The sequence below is a fragment of the Leptospira fluminis genome, from assembly GCF_004771275.1.
GTDB classification, from domain to species: Bacteria; Spirochaetota; Leptospiria; order Leptospirales; family Leptospiraceae; genus Leptospira_B; species Leptospira_B fluminis.
The window spans coordinates 57,833-81,742 of record NZ_RQEV01000003.1; the positions used below are offsets into that span (position 1 = coordinate 57,833).

General features: G+C 49.0%; 16 protein-coding genes. 3 read left to right on the top strand and 13 right to left on the bottom strand.

What is annotated here, in order from left to right; translation table 11 throughout:
- Nucleotides 1–40 precede the first annotated feature (40 nt).
- The 9 genes from EHO61_RS02235 to EHO61_RS02275 all read right to left on the bottom strand — a co-directional run bounded on the left by EHO61_RS02235 (nt 41) and on the right by EHO61_RS02275 (nt 13,940).
- On the bottom strand, nt 41–1,654 hold the full coding sequence (locus EHO61_RS02235) for a hypothetical protein (RefSeq protein ID WP_135812011.1): 1,614 nt from the start codon (nt 1,652–1,654) through the stop codon (nt 41–43).
- The gene (locus EHO61_RS02240) at nt 1,644–4,325 is read right to left on the bottom strand and encodes a transglycosylase domain-containing protein (protein WP_135812012.1); all 2,682 of its coding nucleotides are present in this window, start codon (nt 4,323–4,325) and stop codon (nt 1,644–1,646) included. The genes EHO61_RS02235 and EHO61_RS02240 overlap by 11 nt, the downstream gene beginning before the upstream one ends.
- A 57-nt stretch (nt 4,326–4,382) precedes the next feature.
- Nucleotides 4,383–5,240 carry a ChaN family lipoprotein gene (locus tag EHO61_RS02245; RefSeq protein ID WP_135812013.1) on the bottom strand — a complete coding sequence of 286 codons (858 nt, stop codon included), beginning with the start codon at nt 5,238–5,240 and terminating at the stop codon, nt 4,383–4,385.
- A gap of 120 nt (nt 5,241–5,360) precedes the next feature.
- Entirely contained in the window at nt 5,361–6,461 is a 1,101-nt protein-coding gene (locus tag EHO61_RS02250) for an alpha/beta hydrolase family protein (protein ID WP_135812014.1), read from the bottom strand.
- Between the two features lie 51 nt (nt 6,462–6,512).
- Nucleotides 6,513–8,819 (bottom strand): neutral/alkaline non-lysosomal ceramidase N-terminal domain-containing protein, encoded by a 2,307-nt coding sequence (locus tag EHO61_RS02255; RefSeq protein WP_135812015.1) that lies wholly within the window; start codon nt 8,817–8,819, stop codon nt 6,513–6,515.
- 231 nt (nt 8,820–9,050) lie between these two features.
- Nucleotides 9,051–9,722, bottom strand: coding sequence for a hypothetical protein (locus tag EHO61_RS02260; RefSeq protein WP_135812016.1), 672 nt, complete (start codon nt 9,720–9,722; stop codon nt 9,051–9,053).
- Between the two features lie 410 nt (nt 9,723–10,132).
- Entirely contained in the window at nt 10,133–11,458 is a 1,326-nt protein-coding gene (locus EHO61_RS02265; protein WP_135812017.1) for a thiolase family protein, read from the bottom strand.
- Nucleotides 11,459–11,695: 237 nt separating this feature from the next.
- The gene (locus EHO61_RS02270; RefSeq protein WP_135812018.1) at nt 11,696–13,021 is read right to left on the bottom strand and encodes a thiolase family protein; all 1,326 of its coding nucleotides are present in this window, start codon (nt 13,019–13,021) and stop codon (nt 11,696–11,698) included.
- Between the two features lie 52 nt (nt 13,022–13,073).
- The gene (locus EHO61_RS02275; RefSeq protein WP_135812019.1) at nt 13,074–13,940 is read right to left on the bottom strand and encodes a thioesterase family protein; all 867 of its coding nucleotides are present in this window, start codon (nt 13,938–13,940) and stop codon (nt 13,074–13,076) included.
- Nucleotides 13,941–14,093: 153 nt separating this feature from the next.
- Here EHO61_RS02275 and EHO61_RS02280 point away from each other — a divergent pair, with 153 nt between their 5' ends.
- Nucleotides 14,094–14,702, top strand: a complete 609-nt coding sequence (locus EHO61_RS02280; protein ID WP_135812551.1) for a TetR/AcrR family transcriptional regulator — start codon at nt 14,094–14,096, stop codon at nt 14,700–14,702.
- A 47-nt stretch (nt 14,703–14,749) separates the two neighbouring features.
- On the opposite strand, the gene EHO61_RS02285 is transcribed toward EHO61_RS02280, so the two are convergent.
- On the bottom strand, nt 14,750–15,607 hold the full coding sequence (locus EHO61_RS02285) for an esterase/lipase family protein (protein WP_135812020.1): 858 nt from the start codon (nt 15,605–15,607) through the stop codon (nt 14,750–14,752).
- Nucleotides 15,608–15,796: 189 nt separating this feature from the next.
- Nucleotides 15,797–16,192: a peptide-methionine (R)-S-oxide reductase MsrB gene (msrB, locus tag EHO61_RS02290; protein WP_210415298.1), complete on the bottom strand. Its 396-nt coding sequence runs from the start codon at nt 16,190–16,192 to the stop codon at nt 15,797–15,799.
- A gap of 344 nt (nt 16,193–16,536) precedes the next feature.
- Here msrB and EHO61_RS02295 point away from each other — a divergent pair, with 344 nt between their 5' ends.
- On the top strand, nt 16,537–18,297 hold the full coding sequence (locus EHO61_RS02295) for an acyl-CoA dehydrogenase family protein (protein ID WP_135812022.1): 1,761 nt from the start codon (nt 16,537–16,539) through the stop codon (nt 18,295–18,297).
- A 50-nt stretch (nt 18,298–18,347) separates the two neighbouring features.
- Here EHO61_RS02295 and EHO61_RS02300 read toward each other — a convergent pair whose 3' ends face one another.
- Both EHO61_RS02300 and EHO61_RS02305 read right to left on the bottom strand, forming a co-directional pair.
- On the bottom strand, nt 18,348–19,820 hold the full coding sequence (locus EHO61_RS02300) for a TolC family protein (RefSeq protein ID WP_135812023.1): 1,473 nt from the start codon (nt 19,818–19,820) through the stop codon (nt 18,348–18,350).
- Nucleotides 19,798–22,989, bottom strand: a complete 3,192-nt coding sequence (locus EHO61_RS02305; RefSeq protein WP_246032013.1) for an efflux RND transporter permease subunit — start codon at nt 22,987–22,989, stop codon at nt 19,798–19,800. The genes EHO61_RS02300 and EHO61_RS02305 overlap by 23 nt, the downstream gene beginning before the upstream one ends.
- A 168-nt stretch (nt 22,990–23,157) precedes the next feature.
- On the opposite strand from EHO61_RS02305, the gene EHO61_RS02310 reads away from it, so the two are divergent.
- Nucleotides 23,158–23,910, top strand: a complete 753-nt coding sequence (locus EHO61_RS02310; RefSeq protein ID WP_135812025.1) for a biotin--[acetyl-CoA-carboxylase] ligase — start codon at nt 23,158–23,160, stop codon at nt 23,908–23,910.

Consider the following 23,910-nt stretch of genomic DNA (forward strand, 5'->3'; position numbering starts at 1 on the left):
TCCTTTGCTTTTCGCACATCCGCGAAGTCGGTCCTCTAATCTATCCCTTTTCCCATAGGACGTTCGAAGGCTTTATGGAAACATTATAATATTCTTTCCCTTTTCTGATTTCGATGTAAGTCCTATTCAAGACTTTCCTAAAAACGACAAAATCCAGATTCCAAGGCCCCAAAACGCCGATCGGTCCGAACACGGGTGGGGAATCGGCCGCAGCCAAGGACGGATCGATTCCTTGGGGTGGCGGAATTTCCTTCCACATCCATTTTGCGTTTACGGGCAGATAAGACGAATCCGCAAAAGCATAACTGGCATCGTCTTCCTCCTCGTTGACTGCGGACAGGATCTGTTCCAAAGTACCGGGAAGAGTCTCCTTACAGAACTGGGGCTGGATATTCGGAGAACCGAAAAAGGGTCTCCGAATCACTTTACAGATATATTTCGTTTTTTCGGGTAAGACCAAATTCGCGTCTCGATCCCGCACGTCCCAAAAAGGAAATCGAGTCTTATCCTCCGGAGGAAACAGTTTTGCCAGAATCCCGGCGGATTCGGTTTCTTCCTCTGCCCCGTCGTCGTCTTTATCCGGATTTCCCGCACTCGTTCTGGATAAAAAATTTTCCGCGGCTTCCCTTCCTCCACCTTGGGCTACGAAGGAAAATACCGGATCCGGGTTTTCACGCATTAGGATTCGTAAGGCGGGAAGGTACGGCATCGCCCAATCCCAATCGTTCGTTTGACAAAGTTTGCGGAAAAGAACTTCCGTCTCTTCGTCTCCGTTGTATGTTTCCGAAGGAAAAGAACATGCCTCTTTCCTTCTATCCATCAGCAAAAGATTCTTAGCGGCTTCGAAGCGTCCTCTCTTGGCGTTGGAATACGTGGAACTCATTAGAAAATAACGCGCGCTAGCTTCGAAACGACCCCTATTCCGGAGAAACTTCGCATATAAGTAGAGGATATCCGACTTGGAATCCGCACTCAGTGATTTGGATTTTCCCGCCAAAAAAATCCTCCGATAAGGAGTTCCCCGTCCGGACTGTAGAGCGGATCCCACCCAGAGAGGCAGAGCGACATCCTTGGACAAAAGTTCCTTTTCCGTCAAATAGGCGAAGATATGATCCCAGCCCTCGTAGTCCTTCGTTTTCATCTTTACCGAATAACAGAGCCGAATTAAAGCCAGATTTTCCTTTTTGGATAGCGAACGATACGGTTCGGAAATCTCGGGTGAAGCCGCTTCCGAAGAAACGGTGGAATCCGTCTTGGTTTCCGGCACGGAAAATGCCGAAGTGCTCTTGGAGCAGGCCTGCGTAACCGCAATAAGCGAATACGGACTGATTCCCAATCCCTGGGATAGGTTCTTTACGAACGAGGACCATTCCCCTTTTTTGTTCTTGGTCGTCCCGGCCCGGATCTGGTACTGCAAAGCGGGAACGTATTTGTTGAATTTTTCGTAGAGAAAATAGAGTCTCGTGGCTGCCGTTCTTCTAACATCGGAACTCGACCCCGTTCGGGAGACCTCCTCATACAGAGGTATCGCAAAAACGGGAGATTGCTTCTCCAAAGAATAAGCGTCCTCATAGTTTACGGCCGAAAGAAAAGTCGGAACGGATACGGAGAAAAATATCATAAAAATAGTATATTTAGAAAATCTAAAATACATTTTTCAGGATCTCCTTCTTGGCGTCGGCCTTATGAGTCAAGGGGCAGATTTCCGTAGGCACATGGGACGGATGAAACAATTCTCCCGTTTTTTTAGGACAATCGGGACCCGGCAATTTTCCCGACTCAGCGCAAATCGACAAGGAAACCGCCCTTTGGGAAAAGGAATACCTTCTTCTTTCGTCCCGGTCCGCCGATTCGGCGGTATCGAATACCTTCGCGATCGTTCCCCAGAGAGGCGCGGCTACCGTTCCGCCTAATGCGGAAGAGCCCATGCCGTAAATAGGAGAGTCGTAACCGATCCAAACGGCCATGGAAAGTCCCGGACGTATTCCGACGAACCAAGCATCGCGGTATTCGTTCGTGGTTCCGGTTTTGCCGGCGACTTCTCCCCTATATCCCGTGTTTCGAACTCCGGCATGATTCGCGCTTCCGTGCAATAGATCCACCATGATCTCCGCTGTAGGAGGCGAAATCGCCTTGCGTTCTTTCGGCCAACGAAGGTTGAATTCGTCCTGTTCTTTTCTTTGATAAACGACATTACCGGAACGATCGGTGATTTTTTCGATGAGGTGCGGTCGGACGATGTTTCCGTCGTTCGCAAAGGAGGAATATGCCGAGGCCATTTCCAACGGAGAAAGTTCGAGGGAACCCAAAGCCAGGGATAAGTCCCTTCTAAATCGGTTTTTCAGCACCTTCTCTTCCGGGAAAAAGAATCTTCCGAATGTTTCCGAAATTTCGGAAAGACCCAATTTTTCGGCGATCTGTACGGCGGCCGTATTTTTCGATTTCGCTAAGGCAACACGCACGGAAATATCTCCGTCGTATTGGCTGCCGATATTTTCCGGCATCCAGTTGGATGTCGCATTCCGGTAGATCAGAGGCGCATCCAAAATATGGGTCGCAGGCGTCACGAATCCTTTATCGATCGCTTCCGCATACAATACGGGTTTTATCGTCGAACCTGTCTGACGGACCATGCCTGTCGCCCTAGGAAACTGGTTGTCCGACTTGAACTCCGTTCCCCCGTGCAACAGAAGCACGTCTCCCGTTTGCGGATCTACCGCGACCACCGCGGCCTGCAATCCGCTATCTCCACCGGCACGGAACCGATCCGTGTCCAAAAACAATTCGAGAGCGGGAGAAAGATCCGCCACGAGATTTCGAAACGGAGCGGCTTCACCATCCTTCCCTTGGACGGTCAATCTTTGCTTTCTCACCGCACCGGAGCGAACAAGAGAATCCACATGAGACTTTACGATTCTCTGTAATTCGGTTTGTACGGGTTGGGAGATGGTCGTGTGAACGGAAAAACCTCCCGTTTCATAAATGTTCGCATCCGGGTATAAACCTTGTAGAAATTTACGTACATGCTCCGTGACATAGGGAGAATCGTCCTTTCGATTTCCGTAAACCGTTTCTCCGGGAGAACGAGTGTGGAAGGAAACGTATAGTTCCCGCATGATCGGACGAAGATCCTCTCTCAAAGCGCCGTCGTTTTCCAAGGATTTCAAAATCGCTTCCACCCTGCCTAAGGACAAATCCGGATTCTTCAAAGGAGAATACCGGTTCGGCGCGGAGGCCAACGAGGCGAGAACGATCATTTCGGAGAGACTCAAATCCTTCGGTTTCTTACCGAAATAGAATTGCGAAGCGCTATCGAAGCCGAAGGCCCCGTGTCCCAGATATACGTTGTTCATATAATGCAAAAGGATTCTCTGTTTGTCCAATTGCGATTCGAGAGCGTATGCGAGCTGTGCTTCCTTTAATTTTCTTCCCAAACTCTTTTCGCGATCGTTCAATAAGATCCGTGAGAGCTGCTGGGTGATGGTGGACGCGCCCTGCTTGAATCTAAGACTCGTCAAGTTTACGAAAAACGCTCGAAGGACGGAGGAATAATGTATTCCGCCGTGGGAGTAAAAATTGCGATCCTCCACCAGCAGTACCATCCGCTTTAGGTTTTCCGGATAAGCATCCCATTCCAGATTGCTGGTCTTCTTGCCGAAAATTTCGGACACTTTCTTTCCGTCCCGGTCGTAGATCACCGTCGGCTGGTGGATATAAAATACGCTCAAGAGCCCTTCCACTTCCGATTCCCTCTGGACGACCCCTATCCAAAAGAATATTAGAAAAGCAAGAAATACCGGAACCGGAAAAGCTAAAAGCCAGAAATTCGCGCGAAAGCGGGGGAGCCGGAATTTTCTTCCCCGATCAAAAAGTCTTTCCGCCAAAGTTCGGACAGGATGTCCGCTCCCGGGAGCTTCCCCTTCCCGCATTCTGATTTTTTGGAACCAGGGTCGATCTCCTCGTAAATCGGACTTTGGGGATTTCCAGGAATCGATTTTCTTACGGAATTTATCCGCAAGGGAAAGCTGGTCCTTCTCTCTTATCGTATCCGCATCGGTTGCAGTCTTCTTAACGATAAAAGGTTCCGGATTCGGTTCACGAACGGAGGGTTGGCGCTCGGGAGAAATATCGGATTCGGGTCTTACCGTCGGATTTTCGGAGACCGACTTGCGAGCCAAACGGACCAAGGACTTGTGCCCGCATCGATAACAGGTCAGCCGAAAAACCATCTCGGTAGGAACGCTTTCCGGTAGACGGGATAACGTACCGCAAGCGGGGCACTCGAATTTAGATTCGAAAAGAGTACGAATTCCTGTCTCCAGCATCAGTAGTACTTTCGGAGAAAATGCGTCCGCCTACAAGCACGAAATTCGGGGCTCGGACTAGGGAACAACCTTTCGCGGAGTCAACACAAGGACTTCAGCCTGTAGAAAGTCCTCCTCCCCGGGTCCGAAGCTTTGGTTTACGGGAAAAACGCTGATTACCAATACCTTCAAGCCCATCTGTCTAAGCCGAAACGGAACACCCATCCCTTGATCGCTGTGAAACCTGCCGTTAATATGAAATATTTTTCTTCCCGTAGCATAAAAGGCATCCGCGATCGCGTCCGCCATACTTGCGTCCCATAGATACTGGGCATCCATAAAGTTGCCTAGATTTGCGGTAGAACCGTGATGTCCCAAAACGGCTTTCAATTTGGACTCGTACTGTTCCTGTCGATGGAGTCCGATCAGATATCTAGGAGGTAAAAAAGGACTACGCAATCGAAGCAAAGAAGAAAGTCCTTTTTGCGAAACCAGATTCGCGTATCTCCTCGGCACATTGGATGCGATCACAGGCAATTTCTTGCTCTTGGCATATTCCACCAAAGGGTGGTAGTCCGACAGATAATTCGACCAAAATACGGTTCCGTTCAGATACCCTTTTTCCGTCAGCTCCCCTCTTAGAAATTCGTTCAATATTCTCTGCTGGTCCCGTTCCAACATTTCGAGAGAAAGCGCGAAAGGAAATTTTTCGGATAGCCTCTTTAAGGTTTCCAACTGCCAAACATGGCCGACCGTATCGTCGTGCTCTTCCCCGATCAACACCGCATCCGCATCGCGCACTTTGGACTCCAGGATTTCCTGAGAAATCTCCTTTTGGGAAACCGAATCGAAGATCCGAATCCGGGAAGTTTCGTTTGGTTGAGCGCCTAAGGCGAGCGGAAGAAAAAAAAGAACCGAAGCTTTGCGAAATGACATACCGAAAACCAAAGATCTGATTCGGAAAGGATCCTCCGTTCGTACGCGTTTTTGCAATGAAATCTCCGATCCAAATCGTAAAAAATCCAGAGGAAGGAATCGTCCTATTGCGAACGGGATCTATCTCGGATTCAAAGGGTTGCTCCATTGTTGGGAATAGTAACTCTCCGCCTGAAGAGGGCTAGGTGAACGGGTAAAATCCATTTTTTTCACCTGGGATCCGTCTGGATAACTCCCCATGGAGAAACTCCCGCTGCCGGTTCCTAATGCAGTCGCAGAACCTGCTCCGTTAAACGCATAATCCGTGAGGGCGTCCAGTTGCCTCCATACGCCGTAAAAGTCCAGACCATTCAACGCTCCGATGCCGATGATGGTGTCTTTGATCGGAACGTAATGGTCCGCTTTTAAGGTGTATCCCCCGAACGAATCGGTATAGATGATCTGGTAAGACCGTTCCGTGGATGGTATGGAAGTAACGTTATTAAAAATATCGATCGCCATACGATGATCGTTAGTGTCGTCTTCCTGATGGACCTGGACGATCAATTTAGTCGCCGTGGTAAAGTCCGCGAGATTCGAATTCGTGGTATTAAACGAATACCACGGAGCGGCGAGATACATGAAAGACCCGGAACTTCCCCAAGATTGTTCGAAAAGACCTTTATGAGCCATATAAGGAGTAGCTCCTCCTCCGTACGAATGTCCCATGAATCCTACTTTTTTCGTATCGATCCGGTTCGGGTACGTATTCACCGCGTATGTCAGTCCCGCCCACATAATGTCGTAATTCTGTTGAGGCGGTCTATTGTCGGAAAAGTAAATGGGGAATACCACGACATACCCTTTAGAAACGTAAAAGTCGATCAAGGGGTAATACGGCTCCGCGGAAGGGGAGCTGAATCCGTGAAATAGAAACAAGACGGGAGCGGGATTGGTCTGATCGGAAGGATAGTAAACGCAGACCCTTCGATCCGCGATCGGGTTCTGCAATGCACTTACCGAAACCTGGCGGGACCCTCTAGCTCCGTATCCTGCGGAAATTACCGGGACGGGCCCCTGCGGATTGATTCCGGTAATCGCGCAATTATTGATCAAATACGGATAAGAAAGGACCAAAAGAACGTCCTGTAATAATTCCGTATTACTCAGTTTATCGTCCTTTTTCACGCAGTGTAAAAAGAGAACTCCCACGAAAAGGGAGCATAAAAACCTAAGGGCCATATGCTCACCTTTCGTAGCGTTAACGCAAAATCTATCCTAAATTTTCCCCGATCATTGCACTTGGAATTCCCGGGAAATTCCCGTAAATTTTTGGTACGTCCAAAATATTCCCCAAAACTGCTTTGCAAGTCCGTTATAAACGATCCTGTACGTGCCCGGTACGGCGTTTCGAATCAACCATGTAATCGTAACCTCCGAAGTGGGAGATAAATCGCCGCCGGTTCTGAGCCAATCCAAAGAAGTGTAGGGATCTCCGTCGTCCGCGATTCTGGTCCATTGACCCGAAGGATCCTTTTGCTGGACTTCCAAATACGTGTATTTATCCGGATCGTAATAGGAGCCGAGAGTCCCGTCCAATTTCTTATCCTGCACCACACGAGGATGAGCACCTTGAAAACGGACGGAAACCTTATCCTTAGCTCTATTATAATTCGCTAAAGCATCCGTAAGCACGGATCCGAAATTGCCTCCGTCGTTCACGACTCCGTTTTGAGATAGCCAGGTTTGGATAAACTGCTGGTTGGAAAGATCGGGCGGGTTGGGTCCCGGATCTCCCGTGCTTCCCGAAACCAGATTTTTAGTGATCCTATCGAACTCCTGTTGGAGAGCCGCGGAGGCCCAAGGTCCGTAGACCGTAAAGCCTCCCTCGAAATGCTGAGCGGAATACTCTTCGCGAGTGACGAGATATTGCGCATATGTATTGGCCATACTGGCGACCAGAACAGTGGAGACGCCCACGGAAGCCAAGGTCGCGCTCACTCGATCCCTCAATCTTCTACCCACCATAGTGCTCAACTCGAAGGGAGCGGCCAGGATTCCTACGCCGCCTATGGCGACCACTTGCAAAGGTAAAACTACCGGAACAAAGGGCACTTGCGGATTCGGAAACCAAAATCGATCCACTTCTCCTACAGGGAGAAGAGTGAATTTCTCCTGATCACAATCCTGGTATTGGTTCGTTCCGAGTACGGTCTGCGCCAACGGCCAAAGAACTCCCAGAAAAGCCGCCGTTCCGCTAAGATTCGTTAAGTTGTAATTTTGTCGGACCCATTGCCCGTTCTGAAAAACGTAATTGTTACGTATATCTCCCTGTTTTGCAAAAGCCACAGGGGCCCCTTCCACATCCCCCGCCAAAAATCCTCCACCGATAGTCGCGACGCAAGTGGTCGCGTTCGCGGTTTGATCCCAGGGCATGGAGTATTGGCCGATATAGGCGGAATTTACGGGAATTTTATTATTCCATAAAACATGGGAATGTCTATATATTATATTTCCGGAAAGCGTCGTACCTCCTGCACCGTACAATTCCAACGCCTTATCCGCCTGCAAGCGACCGTGGACGATGGGATTTTCCATCGTGTCGAGAGTAGGATCCAAATCGTTGGGGCGAAGAAAGGGTTTCGTTATATCGGTAGGATCCGGAGTATTCGGACTGATGTCGCCTACGGTTCCTTGGGCGAATGCCGCGACGAAATTTCCCCCTTTTAAGCGTTCTATTTCGTATGCTGCAAAACCTTTATTATCGCCATGCACTCTGGAGTTCGTGATGCCGAGAGAAGTACCGTGTACACCGAACCAATTCAATAACCCGATTTCGGAACCGTCCAAACCGTCGAATCGGAGCAAAGTCATGGTATCGTCCACATTTTTGGAGAAATTAGCTTTGTCCAAGTTCCAATTGTACGCTCCCGAAGAACGATTCGCGATCGTATTGGCCAGAGTTCCGGCAGAAACCCTGATCTTTGCGGGCTTTTCGTTATTATAAGCGTTCTTAATCGATTCCGTGATGCCGTTTACTACGATAGCGTAATGCACCTTATCGAAACCCATCACACCGTTAAACGCATTAAATAACGTATACCAGGAAATATTCGAGGGAGCAGAATGATCGTGAGTAGCCGCAATCAGCACGTTCTCCGTCTTAAACACGGATCCGTATCCGTCCGCCTGAAGCTTTTTGATCACTCCGATTTTGACGCTTTGGTACATGTGAAGCATATCAGCCGTGACGATCGCCACCCTATCTCCGCCGGCTTTTTCGATCACGAAAGCCCTAGAGTAAAGACGCATTGCCAAACCGTGCATTTCCGAACCCGGGTTATTGTAACCGGTGCTCGATTGGACGAAAGGTCCGGTGATATCGGATTTTGCGGCTCCTACTAGAAAAATATCCGGGGCATACGTTGCGGAAGTTAAAGCCATTCTTTGGTTAGACGCCGATGTCGAATCCAACTTTGGGGACCCTCCTATGGCGGAAAGGACGGAAGCCTGTTCGCTTTTACCTTTGTCGTTACACCCTGCAAAAAGAGCGAGAGTGGAAAGAAGTATCGTTATCAGTTCAAATTTATTTTTTCTCATGACATCCCTCGGAAACGGAACCGGGCTTATTCGATTTTTGATTCCTAGTCAATTGTTTTTCGAAAAAAGCCCGTAAAAGAGATTTTATAGAGAATTATCCACGCATGGATTTCCGTTTCTCGGTTTCATTTGATTCCAAACCGATTCTCGATAGATAATATAATTAGAATGTAAGAAGGAAATGTGTAAAATAAGAGAACCGTACGGATCCTCTTCTCAAGAAGAAGCTTCTTACATTCTCTTATCGCATACCTTGTTCCAATTTTTTCTCAGAGTCTTTGCCAACTCCAGGGAAAGTTCTTCCAAATCCTTTCGGAGACTTTCTTCTCTCGATTTTTTCTGCCACCGGATTACGTTTTCCGAAGTTTTATAAACGTTTTTAGCGCCGTGGATCGCATCTACCCTGAGCTCCACTGTAACGGTCGAAACGTATCTCGCATATACATAAGGCGCCGTCAAGAAACGAAGAGCTCTTACTACCAGAACCTCCGCGCCCAAGGCCGGATTGGAAAAAATGCCCGCCACACCTAAGCCGAGCAGAACACTCCCTCCTATTCCCGCGTACAAGGATGAAGGCCGGACTCTTCCAAAGTCCTTAATGCGAAATGTTAATACCAAATCGGAAGATTCGTCTCCGAAGAGGATTCCTTCCTTTTTCGCTTGTTCTACAAAGGAAGCTTCGAAGTAACTTTCATATTCGTAAAGAGAGGAACGAATTAGAGCTTCGGAACCTACGGGATCTTCGCCTTCCGGGATCGTCTTTATCAGAGATAGCCGGTCTATTTCGATCGTGATTTTCGGCCGATTCAGGGAAGTCGTACAGAGCGGCTTATTCGGAAGTGATTCTCTTGCGGCGGCGCAGCCGAATAACGAAAGGGAGACGATGGAAACCAAAGACCTCATTTTTCCGAACATTTAGAAAGAATCCCGGTCGTGCGCTTGGCTGGCAAAATCGATTTGCCGGACTTACCATTCAAAATCGCGAATTGTAATGCCAAAGTGCGGTACGTTTGGATCGATTTTAGGATAAAGGCAACCGGACTCTTTGTAGAATCCGGGTACAAAACCGCTGGGATAGGGTCCCCGCCCTACTCTGGGTGGGGGCCGGTGTGGTGGTACCCCGGATACGCCCGCGGGGCGCAGCCCAGTGTATCTCGGTAACCCACCGTCCCGCGGCATAGCGCCAGATATCGGATTCTTTTCATTTCTGGAACCCTTTTTTTGCGATGAAATTCTGTAGGAACTCCTACAAGGTTTCCGGTTCGAGAAGGCAAAAACCGGGGGACTTCCTCCCCGGGCCCAGGTATGCGAGTTCAAGCTTCGAATCTTTCTACCACCATAGACGCCGCGATTCCGCCGTGGGCGCAAGCAGTCAAAAGCACCTTCTTCGCTTTTTCATCCTCCGCAAAATCCATGAGAGCATTGATCATTAAACGAACTCCTGTGGCTCCGAACGGGTGTCCGATCGCGACGGAACCTCCGTTAGGATTGATTTTTTTCTCGTCGAAACTCTTTTCCCAATCCCAGCCGGTATCGATTTTAATCTGTTCCAGCGCGCCCACTGCGGTAGCTGCATAAGCTTCATGGATTTCCACGTAATCCAGATCCTGGATCCTAAGATTCAATTCGCTTAATAAACTTTCCGTAGCGTAAGCCTGACCGAGGCCCATCAGATTCGGATGAACTCCTTTCATTTTCCAACCGGACATCACCGCTTCGATTTTCAATCCCAAGGCTTTTGCATTTTCCACAGTCGTCAAAATCAGCCCGGCCGCGCCGTCGGAACGGGGACTTGCGTTAAAAATAGAAACGGTGGGTCCGTGGGTCCTTTTTAAATCCTTCGCGTACTTCTTTTTGAAATCCTCGAATTTCATCTGAGGATTGTCGAATAACAACATCGCACGGCCCATGCGACTCGGATTTTCCACAAGACCTCTACGGAGTTCCACGGCTTCATCAACGGTATGCAACTCTCCCTCTTCGTCCTTTACCGGAATCATATAAGGGGAGTACTTACCTGCTTCCGAAGCTTCGAGCGCCCTTTTAAAAGATTCGAAAGCTACCTTGTCCGTGATCTCACGCGAAAGATCGTAATTCTGCGCGAGAATCTCCGCAGTCACCTGCATCCCGTAGGAATTTTCTCCGTCGCCCAAGCCGTCTTCAAGGGTATCGCGTAGCTCCACTCCTTCAGGTAGATTATCGGGTAATAATTTCTTCAGTTTCTCTAAGGATCCCGCCTTCTTGTTTTGCCTCGCTCCTTTTACGATAAAAGGCAAATCCGTCTGGGATTCTTCGCCGATCACCAAGAACAATTCCCCTTCTCCCAAAACGATTCTACGAGCCGCCTCGGCTATCGCTTCCAAACCGGATACGCAATTATTCGATACCGTAATCGAAGGGACCTCATCCCTCAATCCGATCAGATTCGCGATCACTCGGGCCGCATTTGGAGCGCTCGGAAAGCCTTCACCGACCACAATACCGTCGAATTGTTCCTTCTTCAGACCGCTCTTCGCTACGATATCCTCTGCAACGATGCGCCCTAAGTGGTGCGCAGGATATTGCCCCAGAGCCTTCGCAATCTGAGCAAAGGGAGTTCTTCTCGAAGTGCAAATCGCCAACTTTCTTTCGAGCTTCATAACCGTCCTCCGGATGCTGCACGGCCTTTTTTACCGATCGACAGCATGTCTTTCACTAGGTTAGACGTAAGCTGTGGATTTTTTCCATAAAAAACAGAACGATCGTTCTTATTTATTATATCTAAATCGACAGTATTATTTAATTTTTATAGGGAGGAAAATATTCGGTAAAAACCGCCAAAAACAAAAAACCCCGGGTTTCCCCGGGGCGATACAGTTTCAAAGTTTAAGGATGAATCAACCTTCGTATCTTTCGATGAGCATGGAACCCGCGATCCCGCCGTGGGCACAGGCGGTGATCAGCACTTTCTTAGCGGACTTGTCTTCTTTCAAATCCATGATCGCATTTGCTATGAGTCGGATTCCGGTCGCTCCGAACGGGTGTCCGATTGCGATGGATCCTCCGTTAGGATTGATTTTTTTCTCGTCGAAACTCTTTTCCCAATCCCAACCGGTATCGATTTTAATCTGTTCCAGAGCTCCGACAGCGGTAGCGGCGAACGCTTCGTGGATTTCCACATAGTCGATATCCTGGATTTTCAGACCGGCATCCTGCAACAGTCCTTCCGTCGCATATGCTTGTCCGATTCCCATATTATTAGGATGAACCCCTTTCATTTTCCAACCGGAAACGACAGCCTCGATCTGGAGTCCGAGAGCTTTCGCTTTTTCTACGGTCGTAACGATCACACCTGCCGCACCGTCGGAACGCGGGCTAGCATTAAAGATGGAAACCGTAGGTCCGTGGCTCTTTTTTAGATCCTTGGAATACTTGGTTTTGAACTCGTCGAATTTCATCTGGGGATTGTCGAATAACAACATCGCACGTCCCATACGGCTCGGATTTTCCACCAAACCCTCGCGCAGGGATACGGCTTCGTCGATTGCGAGTTCGGATCCGTCTTCGTCTTTCACGGGAATGATATAAGGAGCGTATTTTCCTGCTTTAGAAGCTTCTAATGCACGTTTAAAGGATTCGAACGCCAATTTATCGCAGATTTCGCGGGACAGATTGTAATTTTGGGCAACGATCTCGGCCGTGACCTGCATTCCGTAGGAAGTTTCTCCGTCACCCAACCCGTCTTCGAGGGTATCGCGTAACTCGACTCCCTCAGGCAAATTGTCCGGTAATAATTTCTTCAGTTTGTCCAAGGATCCTGCTTTCTTGTTCAGACGGGCGTTCTTAACGATAAAAGGCATGGAGGTCTGGGACTCTTCTCCTATCGCCAAAAAAACTTCCCCCTCACCTAAAACGATTCTACGGGCGGCTTCCGCCACGGCTTCCATTCCGGATACGCAGTTGTTGGCGACGGTAATGCAAGGAATTTCATCCTTAAGTCCGATCAGATTCGCGATCACGCGAGCGGAATTCGGAGCATTGGAAAATCCTTCTCCGACTACGACCCCGTCCACTTGTTCCTTTTTGAGTCCGCTTTTAGCAAGAATATCTTCCGCTACAAGACGACCTAGGTGGTGGCCGGGATAAGGTCCCAAAGCCTTCGCGATTTGTGCGAAGGGAGTTCTACGCGGCGTGCAGAGCGCCAATTTCTTTTCGAGTTTCATAGTCTTTCTCCAGACGTTAGTCTTTCTTTCCTTTCTAAATACATAATAAATGTCACCCGACCTCCTCGGAATCCGGAAACTCCGTCACTCTCGCAGCGCTGGAAATCAATCGTTCCGGCGTTCTTTTCGGTCTCGATTTGCTCACCGACACGACCAGGAGATTGTCCAAGGATTCCGCAAGAACTTCTCCGGTAACGGAATCGGTGATTTCCTGCCTCATGTGTCCCCAAATCTTTTCGAAATTACGGATCCAAGTCCGTACTCTCGCCTTCCTTCCGGCTACTAAAGGGCGATGATATCGAATCTTCCCACCCATATAAAAAAGCGTAGTGTCCAAAGCCACAAGGTCTTCCAACGAAAGTCCGGAATCGGCGGTAAAATGCCATCTGCCTTCCTCTAATATTCTCCAATAATGGGAAGGGTTGTAATCTCCGAACGGATTTCTTTCGCAATAAAAAAGGTCTCTTTCCGTAGCGGCCCGTTCACACGTCCCGGAAAAGGGAAGCACCGACTCAAAGGAAGAGACCAAAGATTCAGCACTTTCCTCCGAAGCCAGCAAGTTGGTAGGGACCCCGTCTTTTTCCGTCTGAACCAACGTTCGAATTTCGGCAGCAGTCTTTCCATCAGACCCCAATACCTCTTGGTGAAAGAGGAGTTTTCCGTCAGTTCCGGGTCGCACTTCCGTACGAACCGACAAAACGGTGTTCTCCATCTGCTGTGCCAAAAACCGGATATCGGAGGCGAGAGCAGTCATTCTTACGGATTCGTCTATCATCCGCTTCCAACCGTAACCCGCATCTTCCAAAACCCTATAGCGATCCCCCAAGCAGGCGTCTTCATAAGTCCTGCTTGTCGCATGTCTCTGGGTATCGAGATCGGAAAATCTTGTGCTGATCGTATGAATCACGGTTCTTTGCATGGGAAAAATTTCCTGACCCTAGGTTAGACCCCGGCAAAATCGGGGCAACAAAAAATACAGAACGTTCGTTCTGGTTTTTTAACGGGTAAACCCAAATTCTATTGACGAGAAGGGGATTTTGGTGAAATAATGAAATTATTAAAGAATCGGCCGATGACTGCGCAGAGAAAAAAGCGAGATTCCGGGGCTAGCGTTCGGGAAAGGATCCTGGACACTGCCACAGAACTTTTTTATACACAAGGATTCTCCAATACGGGAATGAGACAGATTATCCAGGAATCCGGCTCGGTCGCGGCTAGTTTGTACGATCATTTCCCTTCCAAAAAGGAATTGGGAATCGCCTACCTCGCTCGGCAGGAAGAAAAAACCTTGTCCGACCTCTCCGCCTTAATGGAACGGTACCCCGAGGTCCAAGAATTCCTACGTGCCTGGGTAATCCTGAAAGAAAGACAAATTCGCCATTCGGAATTTCACGGGGACCCTTTTGCGGGATTTGCGAACCAAGTCATGGATTCCGACCCGGAATATACGGAATTTCTAAAGGGAATCGCCGACAAGTGGATTCGGATGATACGGGAATACCTCAGTCGAGCGGTGGCGTCGGGTCAATTGTCGCGAAACATGGATATCCACTACGTTGCAAGACGGGTTCTCATGGCCTACCATGGTTCCATTACCCTCTGGCGAATGACCAAAGATCTTCGCTATATTCGGGAAATGGAAGATTCTCTCCGGGAAATTTTCGAAGAGTATACGTTTTAATCGTTCGCAGGAAGCGGAATGCCCTGACGTCGGGACGACGCCTTGTCTTATTTTCTCGCCCCTGATTTCTTTTTCGGAGTTTTGGCCTTTGCCTTCTTTTTACCGGCGGTCTTTTTCTTTGCTGCGGAGCTTTTTGTCGATTTTTGCGACTCGGCTTTGACCGGTTTCTGTTTCACGGACAGAGGATCCTTCTTCTCTTCTGCAGTGATCAAAGAGGAGAGGCACTCGATTCCTAACGATCCCAGATACAAATTCAAATGACCGTACTCTGGTATTTCCACGTCGTCGAAATGGCCCAGCCTCGCACTCTCGTACGGGCGAACGATAGAATCCCCTTTCGTGAAAATGGATTGAACATTATGAAATTTTGAATAAGTTTCGACTACTTCCTGAACCAGTTTGGAACCGGGAAACATTTGCCAAGTACAGGGGAAAAATGGAGCCGCATAGGCCACGTAGGTCCCGTGTAGCGGAGATCCGAGCGTAAAGATTTTTCGCACCCGATCTCTCCCTTTATAAGTCAACCCTGCCGCGATCAATCCTCCCATGGAATGACAGACAAGATAACAATCCTTAATGTCCTTTTCCAAGATGAATTCTTCCAAAAGTTTGCTTTTCTTGCGGATATCTCCGACCTGAAAACCTAAGGGAACCGCATATACGGGATGCCCTAAAGAAACGAGACGTTCCTTCATGGCTTTCCAAGTGATGTTTCTCCCCAAGAAGCCGGTTACCAAAACCACCGGACGCTTGTGGCCTTCGGTATGATCCGGAAGAGTCACAAAAATCCCGATGATATTGGAAATCAGGTAATAAAAATTAAAATAGAACTCCACAAGATGCTGAACGAGGACCGGGCGAATCGAACGGTTTTCTGGCAAATAAGTCAGGTGGTCTTTCTTCATGCAATCGGATCCGAATCGATCGGATGCTCCGATAAGAAGGTTCCGCAGGTACCCTTTTTAGGCAAGTGTTTTAGGAAAGACGCGGCACTCCGACTCGCCGCAAACTCGCGGCCCAAAGACCGGAACCGCTTTCCAAAAAACGGAGTTCGATACGTCCTGTTGGACGCCCGACCCGATCGGTTTCCGAGCCTAATCTTTTTTAAACTTCAACGATACGGAATTGATACAATAGCGCAACCCTGTCGGAGCGGGACCATCGGGAAAAACGTGGCCTAGATGTCCGCCGCAACGGGCACAATGGACTTCAGTCCGGGTCATCCCGTGACTATTGTCCGTTTCCGAAACCACGATCTTGTCGTTCGCAGGTTTGTAAAAGGAAGGCCAGCCGCTTCCGGATTCGTACTTGGTATCGGAGGAAAATAATTCCGCACCACAGGCGGCGCATAGGTACTTTCCTTTTTCCTTATTATAATAATATTCTCCGGTAAACGCCCGTTCGGTTCCCTTTTCTCTTAACACTCTGTATTGGTCCGGATTCAGGACTTTTTTCCATTCCTCTTCGGACTTTTGGACTTCGTAATTCATTTGCTTTCCCTTCTTATCTTCTTTGGGTTTTCCGTAATTCGGAGAGCATGTTCCGCTCAATATGGCAGCAAAGACGAAGAATGTGCAAAGAAGAAATAAACGTGATTTCATGGATTTTTCTCCCCGACCCTATATTCCGATAAAAATCCCGAAAGTTACGCCCTTCGATAAAAAACGGGAAAGTTCGAGGATCAAAGTATTCTCTTTCGTCATTCTCTCGTCGGTCGATAAAAAACACCTGTTCGGTAATTCGTTTGGATCCGGACAGTTAAAAATGCGTACGGCTTGACAATACCTTCGGAAAAGAGTAAATCTAAACCTTAAAGTCTAGCGGAGGAAACCCGATGATTCAAGGAAACTATTTCCAAGATAACGAAGATCTATTATTACATTTTGATACTTTGATCGAATGGGAAGAGATAGTCCGCGCCTACGAAGGAAATTTCGGAGACGCAGCCAAATATAAGGAAACCGGAAACGAAAAATACGCCTATGCCCCTTCCAGCGTTGCGGAGGCTAAGGAATATTATCGTTCCATATTGGACTCTCTCGGAGAGATCATGGGAGATTTCGTTGCTCCGCGCAGTAAGGAAATGGATCAGATAGGTCTTAAGTACGAAAACGGAAAAGTGACCTTTCCGAAAGCTCAGGAAGAATGTTATAAAACCCTAAAAGATTCCGGACTCATGCCGATTTCGATCAGCCGTAAATACGGCGGACTCGGGTTACCCGCCACCGTCCAATCGATGATGTGCGAAATCGCGGCCAGAGCCGATGCGGCCTTCTGCCTAGCTTACGGTAACATAAATATCGTGGAAATCATGGAAAGATACGCTTCCGAAGAAATGTGCCAAGAATGGCTCCCCAGAATCTCCGCCGGCGAGTTTAGCGCCGCCATGGCCTTGACGGAACCGAATTACGGTTCGGACCTTCCTAACGTTCAGACTAGAGCCGTGCAAGGTCCCGACGGAACCTGGAAAATCACAGGTGCGAAACGATTCATCACTCACGCTTGCGGTTATGTGGATTCTCCTTCCGTCATACTGACTCTCGCAAGAACGGGTTCTCCGGAAAGCGGAGCGAGAGGACTTTCCTTTTTTCTTGTGCAAGGAAAAGACGTTCATATAGCGGGAGTAGAGCATAAGATGGGACTCCACTGTTCCCCCACCTGCGAAGTGGTCTTCGAGAATTCTCCCGGAGAACTAATCGGAAAAACGGGTTACGGTTTGGTAAAATACTCTATGGGAATGATGAACGCGGCTCGATTGACGATCGCAACCCAATCCCTCGGAATCGCAACCGCGGCGTATTTCGAAGCCGACAAGTACGCGACCGAAAGGATCCAGTTCGGTAGAGCGATCCGACAAATTCCCGCTGTAAAGAGAATGTTGGACCGCATGGAACGCGAAATTCTCGCCACCCGCTGCTTGGTCTCGGAAACCGGTCGCGCGATAGAACTATACCATTGGCGCAAGGAGCGTATGCTCAAGGAAGAAGGGAAGAGCGAAAAAGAAGTCAGCCAAGACGAGTCTCTTCGTCGCTGGGAAAAACTCGCCGACCTCTTCACTCCGATGAGTAAATATTACGCTTCGGAAGGTTGCGTTTCCATTGCCTCGGACGCTCTCCAAATCCACGGAGGAAGCGGTTATACCGAGGATTACGACGTGGCAAGGATTTATCGAGATAGTCGGATCACCACGATTTACGAAGGCACTACCCAGCTACAGATCGTTGCAGCTATCGGAGGAGTGGTTTCCGGAATGGCTCCGAGCGGACATTTGCGGCAGTACATAGAATCCGAATTCGCTTCTTTTTCCGCCTCGGCAGATTTGAAAAAACTCTGGGAGGATTTGGAACAGACGGTCCAGAAATTCAAGGCGATTGGCGACGGAAACACCAAAGATTCTCTGGCTTTCGAAACCGTAGAGACCGCAACCCGACTGGTATGCGGAATCCTTCTCGAAAAGTCCCTCTCCAGATTGAACGGAGATGCTAGGAAAGAAAGAGAAGCAGCCTCTAAAGCGTATAACGTGGATTCGTTGGCCATCGCCGAAGCAAACCTTTTCAAATTGGAAAGGGCTTCCCGCCAAGCGGTCGCAGTCTAAAAAAGGGAACCTAGGGGAAGTTTTTTCGAGAAGGAAACCTTCTCCTAGGTTTAGTCCTTTTTCTTTTCGTCCGGTATTTTGGGCATTTCCCCGATCGCGACTCCTAACGCGATTCGATTCAATGCGTGTTGGTGGATCATTCGCCTATAAGTCATCTCCGCGGTGATGGTGCTCAATCGCGCCGTAATCGCCTCTATCCTGCTGTTTCTTCCGGTTCGATACCCCGCGATCTGGCTTTGCGCCGTTTCCCTCGCATATTGGTACGCCTTCTCGTAGATCTTCAGGATTCGTTCCGAATTTTGGTAGCTCTCGATCGCGGTTCGAATCTCTTGAGAAGCGGTTCTTTTCGTTTGCGAAGCAGTCAACTTGGCCTGCTTCCGCATAGATTCCGCCGTTTTCAGGTCCGCCATCTGCGAAAGAGGAGTCAATGGAACCGTAATGGCCAACTGCGCGGTGATGTCTTTCGGAGTGGTTTGGCCATGGACGGGAAAGGAGAAGTAGTTGTTCAAGGCGACACTAGGGATAAATCCCGCCCATGCCTTATCCTTGTTTGCATCCGCTACTTGGATACTCTTATCCGTAGCTCGAACGTCGTACCTTTTTGCGACGAATTCCCGGGGATCTCCGGTATCCGGTGGAGAAAAATTCGTAGTAAAAGCGGCCACCTTCACCCCCGCAGTCGAACCTACCATGGTTCCTAACGTGATTCTCACCTGTTCCAACTGGAATTTCGCGTCCGCAAGAACTGCCTCCGCATTGGACAGGGCCGTTTCCGAATTCAATAGCTCGGATCTCATGATCCTTCCTAAGGAATACAATCTCCTTCTTTCATCCAGAGCTTCCCGGTTCAAATCGTACGATTCCTGGGAATATTTCGTATTTTCTTCCAACTGTAAAAAGTTGAAGTATCCTTGCGCGAGCTCGAGGTACATCCTTCCCGCTTCGAATTTCGCCTCCATCCTCCTTTGTTCGATTAGGTTCTTGGCGGATCGATAATCCTGATAAGAGGCAATCCCTGCGGAGAGAGGGATACTCAAAAGCAAACGGGAACCGGCACCGACAGTAGGGGGAAGAGCACTGCTCGAACCGTTCGGCAATAAGGAGGAATAGTTTCCGTTATTGATCGCGTTGTACGTCTGAAGGTTCTGGTAACTTTGGTCGACTCTGTGGCCGGGTACCGCATAAAATTTATTGAATACGTAGGAAAGCGTTGGCAAGAATCCCGCAAACGCCTTGTCCTTTTGAGCGCCGGCTTGCTCCGTAGATTCGTTTTTAAGCGCGATTCTTTCAGTTCTTTCCACTGCGAGCACGTAGAGGTCGTCCAATGTCAGCGCTTCCTTAGAAGAGACTCGCTCCACATCCTGCGTCGTTACTCCAGTAACTTCCTTTAACGTTTCCTCGACGACTCCGTCGTTCACCTTTACTTCCGGAGTGGAAGAGCAAGAAAGCGCCAAAAACGCGATCGACAAAACGAGTAGATATTCGGATCCTGATGTATTTTTATCTGCGGGCAAGATGATCATTCGATTCCTTTTCCATAAGCATGTAGGCCGCAGGAACCACGATAAAGGTGATGAGCGTGGAAAGAATCAATCCCCCCAAAATCGTGATCGCCATAGGTACGCGAGTTTCCGCACCCGGACCCAAGGCCAAAGCGGGAGGAATCGCCGCCGCGATTGAAGAGAAGGAAGTCATCAAAACCGGACGCAAACGGACCGGACATCCTTCGCGTATCGATTCCGCGATTCCCTTTCCCGTGGATCGTACGTGATTTACGAACTCCACCAATAGGATGGAATTCTTTTTCACCAATCCGAGCAGCATAATCAAGCCTATGAAACTGTACATATTAAAGGATTGCTTAGTGAAATACAGTGCGATCAGCGCACCGGAAAAACTGAAAGGCATGGCCAGCAAGATGTAAAGCGGCTGCTTCAGACTGTTGAACTGGCTGGCCAGAATCATGTACGACATGATAATTCCGAGAACGAGGGCGAACTGAAGACTCCCCGCGGATTCTCCGGCAGTTTTTGCCGAACCCGTTACGTCCACCGAATAGCCTTCGGGGAGAATTTCCTTGGCAACGGTGATCGCATTCTCCGTCGCTTTATTTTGTCCCACGGCCACCGGCGGATTTCCGAAAATCTTAATCGTTCGGTCCCGGTTGACTCGAGTGATGTTCTTTAAAGTATTCGTGGCTTGTAATACCAAAACGTCCTTTAAACGGATGAATTCTCCGTACGTATTGCGCACGGAAATATTCGGAATGATATCCGCCTTTTCGCCCTGCTCCTTATTAATCTTTACACGAACATCGAAACTGCGTCCGTTTTCGGTGAACCTACTTACTTTTTTTCCACCCATGAGAGGGCCGATCGTATTTCCGATATTCGCCATGCTGACTCCGCGAATCGCCGCTGCTTCGCGATTCGGAAGAATACGGACTTCCGGCTGTCCGGCCACATAGTCGGTATCTATGTCCAATAAAATCCCTTTCTCGTCCAATCTGTTCCGGATCTCTTCGGAAACCTTGGCAAGGTTGGCCCAATCCGGACCGGTAAGAACCAGTTCGACAGGATATCCCCTTCCGGCGCTGAATCCTCTTTGCGAAAGGTCCTGCACGGAGAACTTGCATTCGGGAACGAGGGATTTCAAATCCTTTCTCAGCTCCGCGAAAATCTCGTTCTGAGTGACCTCCCTTCCGGTCTTTTTACTCTTCGGTCTTTTTCCCATGTCCTTTACCGAAACAAAGAACATGGCTCCGTTGGATTCCGTTCCTCCCATCCCTCCGATATTGGACATGTATTTCGTGATTTCGGGACGGGAAATCAGATACTCCTCCACCTTCCTCATGGCCTCGTTTGTCCGAAAAATCGAGGAACCGATCGGCATCTTTGCACGGATCACAAAGCGACCCATATCCTGAGGAGGAATGAATTCTTTCTTGAGCAGGGCCATAAAGCCTAGAGAAAGTAGAAATAAGATCGTCGAAACCAACAGGACCGTTTTCGGAAAAGCGATCACGTAATCCAAAGCTTTTCCGTAAATTCTCTCGCAGAATTGCAAAAACCGCTCGATCACCGGATCCATTTTTTTAAAGAAAGAAATCGGAGCGAGAATCTCCTTTGCTTTGGCGATCCTTCTTTCCCATCGGCCGGATTCCTGCTTGGTTCGGAAATCGGAATCGAGGTTTTTGGTCTTCTTTTTTCCCTGTTTAGCGATCCCGTCGAATGCCGCAAGAGTCGCGACGTTTCTCTCCCGATAGCGTGAGGCACGCATAGGAGTGAAGCTTAGCGCTTCAAAGAGCGAGAGAGCGACCGCAACGGCGACCGTTACGCCGAACTCTAGAAAATACCTTCCGATGATTCCGGACATGAAAGCCACAGGCAGAAAGATGGCGATAATCGCGAGGGTCGCGGCCAGAGCGGCGAACCGAATTTCCGAGGCTCCGTCCAAAGCGGCTTGGAACCAACTTTTTCCCATTTCACGATGCCGGCTAATGTTCTCCAGAACCATGATCGCATCGTCCACCACGATTCCCACGGCGAGAGACAATCCCAACAAGGTGAACGTATTCAACGTAAAGCCGGCGAAATACAGGATGAGGAAAGTTCCCATCACGGAAGTCGGTATGGCGAGTAGTACGTTCCAAGTACTGCTCCAACTTCCGAGAAAAAGTCTACATACGAATCCCGTAAGAAGCGCGGAAAGAACGAGCGTAAAGATCAGCTCCTCGACCGAATCGCGGATAAATGTGGTGTTGTCCGCGGCTACGGACAAATCGTATCCTTCCGGCAAGGAAGGTTTTAGCTCCTGCATCTTTTTCTTAACGAGGTCGCCGACCTGGACGGCATTGGCTCCCTTCAATTTCTTGATTCCCAACCCAACGGCGGAAATTCCGTTAAACCGGGAAATTCTGCGGATTTCGTCCAGGCCGTCCTCGATTTTCGCGACTTCCCGGAGTCTGACCGGGCGGAACATGGCCGCTCCGCTTCTTGAGTTTATAAATATATTCGAAAATTGTTCTACGGTGGGAACGTCTCCTACAGCCCGTAAGGATATCTCGGAACTCTTATTCTCCACTCTTCCCGAGGGAACTTCTATATTCTGTTCGGATAAAGTATTCGTAATATCGTTGACCGTCAATTCCGAGCGGGTCAGGCGGATCGGATCCAGAAAGACGTTGATCGTACGGTCCACATACCCGCCTAGGATGATTTCTCCGACACCCGGAATCTCCTGGAACTTATCCTTGAGACGGGTTTTTACGAAGATCATCTTCTCCTGTTCCGTCTTTCCCTTGGCGGTGAGGGAGACCCAAATGATCGGAGTATCGTCCGGATTCGATTTCATCAGAATGGGCGGATCCAATGCGTCGGGCAACTTGTTCTGGACCTGGGCGATCTTCGTCTGGATCTCCTGGATGGCAACGTCCACATCCCGTTTGAGTTCCAACTCCACGGTAATGGTCGCGGAGTTATCGGTGGAAACGGACCGTACTTCGACCACGCCTTGGACAGTCAGCAGTACTTCCTCGATCGGATCGACTACGTCCGTCTCCATCACAGAGGCGTTGGCGCCTTCCAGATTCAAAGTAACGTTGACGACGGGAAAATCCACGTCCGGCATTTGGGAAAGTCCCATCCGGGAGAAACCGATGGATCCCAACAGGATGATTCCGATCATCATCATCCAGGCGAAGATCGGATTGCGTATGGAAACTTCTGATAATTGCAAGGGAACCTACCGGTGACGACCTCGGAAAATTAGGTCTCGATTCAAGAATTAAGACCTCTCTTTTTATCGACGGTGCCTGATTTTTTCTTGTTCGCTCAAGGGTCTTCCTATAAGAAAAATCCCGTGTCTTTTCGACTTTTAGAACCCGACAAAGGAATTTTCCTCACGGAGACTTCCTCCACCAATTCGCTTTTGAAAGGGAAGGAATTCCCCCCAGGAACCTGGATCCTCGCGGATTTTCAATCCCGTGGTCGCGGGAGAAAGAATCGGACTTGGTCCGTGATCGGCGACGAACCCTTTCTATTTTCGGGAAAACTCAGGTATAGCGGAGAACTCCCTTCTCCCAACTTGGTTTCTCTGTTCGTAGGGGCCTCCGTATCCAAGGCTCTCTTGTCCACCTATCCATCCCTACACTCTTCCGGAAAACTGAAAATCAAATGGCCCAACGATATCTTCGTAAACGACAAGAAGGTATGCGGCATTTTGATCGAAACGGAAAAAGAAGGTGAAGAATGGGATTGGATCATAGGGATCGGGGCCAATCTCTTCGGCAATCGTTCCCCGGAGGAACTCCCCGAGGCGGGCTTCGTAACTTCCCTAGATTCGGAATCCGGTCGACGAAATCGTTTTCTGGAAACTCTCTTACCCTTAGTCAACGATGCGGTTCTGTCTCTTTCCGACGGAAAAGAATATCTTTCTTTCGTAAACGATAGACTACTTTGGAAAGGACAGACAATCTCTTTTAGACAAGACGGAACGGAGCAAACGGGAATGTTATTGGAAGTGGACGCCTCCGGTCGCCTACTAGTGAAAGTGGACTCCGGAAGAATTCTCGAATTCATTGACACCCCCGAAGATTTCAGGTCCTTGGCTTAA

What these genes read in the sequence shown, in the direction of transcription:
- EHO61_RS02255 (WP_135812015.1), bottom strand. Translation starts at nt 8,819, where the DNA reads ATGAGAAAAAATAAATTTGAACTGATAACGATACTTCTTTCCACTCTC.
- EHO61_RS02270 (WP_135812018.1), bottom strand. Translation starts at nt 13,021, where the DNA reads ATGAAACTCGAAAAGAAATTGGCGCTCTGCACGCCGCGTAGAACTCCC.
- EHO61_RS02235 (WP_135812011.1), bottom strand. Translation starts at nt 1,654, where the DNA reads ATGTATTTTAGATTTTCTAAATATACTATTTTTATGATATTTTTCTCC.
- EHO61_RS02300 (WP_135812023.1), bottom strand. Translation starts at nt 19,820, where the DNA reads ATGATCATCTTGCCCGCAGATAAAAATACATCAGGATCCGAATATCTA.
- EHO61_RS02240 (WP_135812012.1), bottom strand. Translation starts at nt 4,325, where the DNA reads ATGCTGGAGACAGGAATTCGTACTCTTTTCGAATCTAAATTCGAGTGC.
- EHO61_RS02295 (WP_135812022.1), top strand. Translation starts at nt 16,537, where the DNA reads ATGATTCAAGGAAACTATTTCCAAGATAACGAAGATCTATTATTACAT.
- msrB (WP_210415298.1), bottom strand. Translation starts at nt 16,192, where the DNA reads ATGAATTACGAAGTCCAAAAGTCCGAAGAGGAATGGAAAAAAGTCCTG.
- EHO61_RS02250 (WP_135812014.1), bottom strand. Translation starts at nt 6,461, where the DNA reads ATGGCCCTTAGGTTTTTATGCTCCCTTTTCGTGGGAGTTCTCTTTTTA.
- EHO61_RS02275 (WP_135812019.1), bottom strand. Translation starts at nt 13,940, where the DNA reads ATGCAAAGAACCGTGATTCATACGATCAGCACAAGATTTTCCGATCTC.
- EHO61_RS02280 (WP_135812551.1), top strand. Translation starts at nt 14,094, where the DNA reads ATGACTGCGCAGAGAAAAAAGCGAGATTCCGGGGCTAGCGTTCGGGAA.
- EHO61_RS02260 (WP_135812016.1), bottom strand. Translation starts at nt 9,722, where the DNA reads ATGAGGTCTTTGGTTTCCATCGTCTCCCTTTCGTTATTCGGCTGCGCC.
- EHO61_RS02305 (WP_246032013.1), bottom strand. Translation starts at nt 22,989, where the DNA reads ATGATGATGATCGGAATCATCCTGTTGGGATCCATCGGTTTCTCCCGG.
- EHO61_RS02245 (WP_135812013.1), bottom strand. Translation starts at nt 5,240, where the DNA reads ATGTCATTTCGCAAAGCTTCGGTTCTTTTTTTTCTTCCGCTCGCCTTA.
- EHO61_RS02265 (WP_135812017.1), bottom strand. Translation starts at nt 11,458, where the DNA reads ATGAAGCTCGAAAGAAAGTTGGCGATTTGCACTTCGAGAAGAACTCCC.
- EHO61_RS02285 (WP_135812020.1), bottom strand. Translation starts at nt 15,607, where the DNA reads ATGAAGAAAGACCACCTGACTTATTTGCCAGAAAACCGTTCGATTCGC.